The organism is Candidatus Odyssella thessalonicensis L13, from assembly GCF_000190415.1.
Taxonomy (GTDB): domain Bacteria; phylum Pseudomonadota; class Alphaproteobacteria; order Paracaedibacterales; family Paracaedibacteraceae; genus Paracaedibacter; species Paracaedibacter thessalonicensis.
Map to the genome: position 1 here is coordinate 1 of NZ_AEWF01000019.1, position 3,008 is coordinate 3,008.

Annotated in this window: 1 protein-coding gene; it reads right to left on the minus strand. The window is 36.6% G+C overall.

Annotated features, from left to right (window positions below; translation table 11 throughout):
• Positions 1–124: 124 nt before the first annotated feature.
• Positions 125–3,008: Tn3 family transposase (locus HMO_RS0113245; RefSeq protein WP_010304585.1), on the minus strand; the 2,884-nt coding region annotated here is incomplete at its 5' end.

Genomic DNA, 3,008 nt, shown 5'->3' on the forward strand with positions numbered 1-3,008 from the left:
GGGGTTTTTTGCCCATAGCCGCGAAATTTTTGACGACCTAGCTGAGATCTGCGCTATGCCTTGCTTTTCTGGTAAAAATTGATTTTTGAAGAGCTTAAGAGATTTTGGATAAGTTGTTGTAGATCTATGTTTTTTCTTTTGGGTAAAACTCATATCTTCCCACAAGATTGATATGCTGCCAGGCTACAGGAGATAAACGTTTTATCAAATCACAACTTTCCTCATCACCTCTTCTTTCATAGTACTCATAAATACGAGATAAGATGGATGCATTATAAAAAATAATGCAATTAGCAATCAGTCTGGTGCATTGGTTATGAATTTCTAATTCTATTTCGTTTCTGCCTGGGATTTTGTTGCCAGAAACCTTTCGTATTGCAGCCATTAGTTGGTGATAGGCCTCCCCTCTGTTTAAGGAGCGATGAACCTGTGAACGCATGTCAGGCAAATCAATATAAGACAGCATATATAGGCTCATAATAATTCTATCAAATTCGATTAGAGCCTTCAGGGTAGGGTTAAGACGTTTATAAGAAGATAGTTTTCGAATGATAGTGGCTTGGGTTGTCTTTTTTAGAGCAAGAGAGGCAACAATTCTTAGCACATTATTCCACTCTTTAATAATGAGATTCTCATTAATCTTATAGCTCGGTTTGATGAGCAGATCTTTGTATTCCTCAGGGTTTTGAAAGCTTACCAGGGTTTCTTGAGCTTTTTGATGCAAGCTCGTAAATCGGGGCATAAACTGATAGCCAAATAGATATAACAGAGCAAAATTTACCCGATTGATACTATGCATATCACCAGAAATAGCTGTAGGCTTAATATCACTACTGTTATTATAAACGATATCCAATAAGTGGTGGCTTTCATGTTCATTTGCTCCAATAATCTTACTATTAATGGGAACATGATTGGCAACCAAGCTATAGCTTGAGATACCTTTTCCGAAGCCAAAATATTTTTTAGAGTACCGTGATATGAACGTTTGGTATTTCGTTTCGATTTTTTGTCCATCTACGCTGGCAAGAATGCCGTAGTCTGTGAGGCTATAAAATTTAAAAATTGGCAGTTTAGCAATTTCATTCACAAGAATATCATTTGCTTCTTTTAATGTAAAAACACGGAAATAGGTACTGTGGATGGCATCCAGAGAAGTCACATTTATATCCGAAATTCCAGCCATTTTTCTGGTACTAATACCTGTACCTTCTGCGACAATGGCTGCCACTAAAGCATTTAAATCTATAGTCTTTTTAGCTTGACGCGGCAAAAGTGGTGTAAAAGCTTTATAAAAAATAGAGTTTTCTGCTGCAAACCGGACAACTTCGCTCAGGTTAGTATTGGGTATATTTTCATAGAAAGGATTGTTAACAACATCATCTTGCTTCTTATAAGGAAGTCGCCAAGAGATGCTGTTTTGCTTAGACTCACGAAGCTTAATATGTTTGTTGTTGCCATTTTTGATATTGTCGTTTATTTCCTTATATCGTTGGGATAAGAGCCCATTTAGCTCCTTCAGCATGACCTTAACAGGTTGTTGAAATATTGGCAGATTAAGCTGCTGAAGAATCTGCTCCCAGCTATTAATCCAATCAGGATAAGGAATAAGATCTTCTTCTATAGAACGATGCTTTGTACTTAGCGATACAAAAGCCTGCCCTGCTTCCAGCTGTCGTTGTAATTGAAGGTAAAGCATGAACTCATAAAGATGACTATCTATTGTTTTCCTTTTAGAGTGCTTATTTTTACTGCTTCCTGTTTTTGTTGTAATATAAGATAGAAGGCCTTTTGGGATAAATTGGGTGGGGATGGTTTCATAGGAGTAATCCGTAAATGATGCCTTGCTGTTAAGATGGGTCTTCATAAATTCCATGCCAGCTTTAATTGGATTGACTGGAGTACTCTCAAACTGGATAGCTTTAAATATAGGCCGTAAGTTTAAGATGAAGGATTTACCCTGGGTTTGAAGATATTTCCAGATCAAGCGAGTCTTTCTGCTATTTGCTTTAAGCAGCTCTTTAACAAACAGATCTATTTCTTCTTTGGGTACAATTTTAAAAGCAGCAGGTCGAAGATCTTTATCGGTTAAATGCTGATTTATATATAGTCGAGCCAATTCCCCTGCCTTAAGAAGGGTTTTATTTTTTTGATCTTCCTCCCTATCCATTTTCTCGCTGGCATGCTGTTCAGCATCATTGTAAAATTTACGTGTGCGATAAATAAAAAAAGTAACTAAGTGGTCATTAACTTTTAAGAAGCGGTCATGCGCAAAGCAAAGTAAATACAACCATGATAGGCTTGGTTTCATTCGCTTAAGCTTGTAGGGAGTATAATAAGCTGCAAAGCTAGCGAAATGTTCCATATTTTTAGGAGAAAGATTTAATTCTGGTAAGATATGGCGTGTGCGCAGGCAGATGTCTATCAAGTCTTGTTGTTTGGAAAGCTCTTTTCGCATTTCAGTAGTGCTAAAATTTTTTGGATCTTTCTTTAGCAAAGTCAGACGATAAAAAGTATCATCTTCCTCAAGTAGCCTATCTAAAAATGGCTGGGTCTCTTTATCCAAGAGCTCCGATATTTTATTAACCAATTTTTGCTGCTCTTCTTGCAAAGCTTTTGATATCAGGATCTGGGTTGTTGTATATCCTGGCTTAATAAGCCGTTTTTCATGACAAAATTTCAGTAACCCTTCAAAAATAAAAAGGGGAGAAGCGTGAAGTTTAGTAAGGCTAATTGCGTGATCGTATAGTTGGAGGTGATCCTTTGATTTCACTTGGGCATAATTATATAAAGCTAAAACTCTCTTCTTGTTTGTATAATGCTGATAATTGCTAAGCTGTTTTTTAGGGAACTTTGTTTCTGGAAAATAATGATTGATGATATACCACACATCATGACGAACTTCCTGAAATGTAAAATTAAAGAAATCGCCCTTCGCTTTAAAATATCCCAACTGCAAAATAAAATTAATTCTTGCTGCTGCACTGGCAAGTTCATCCACAATTTTT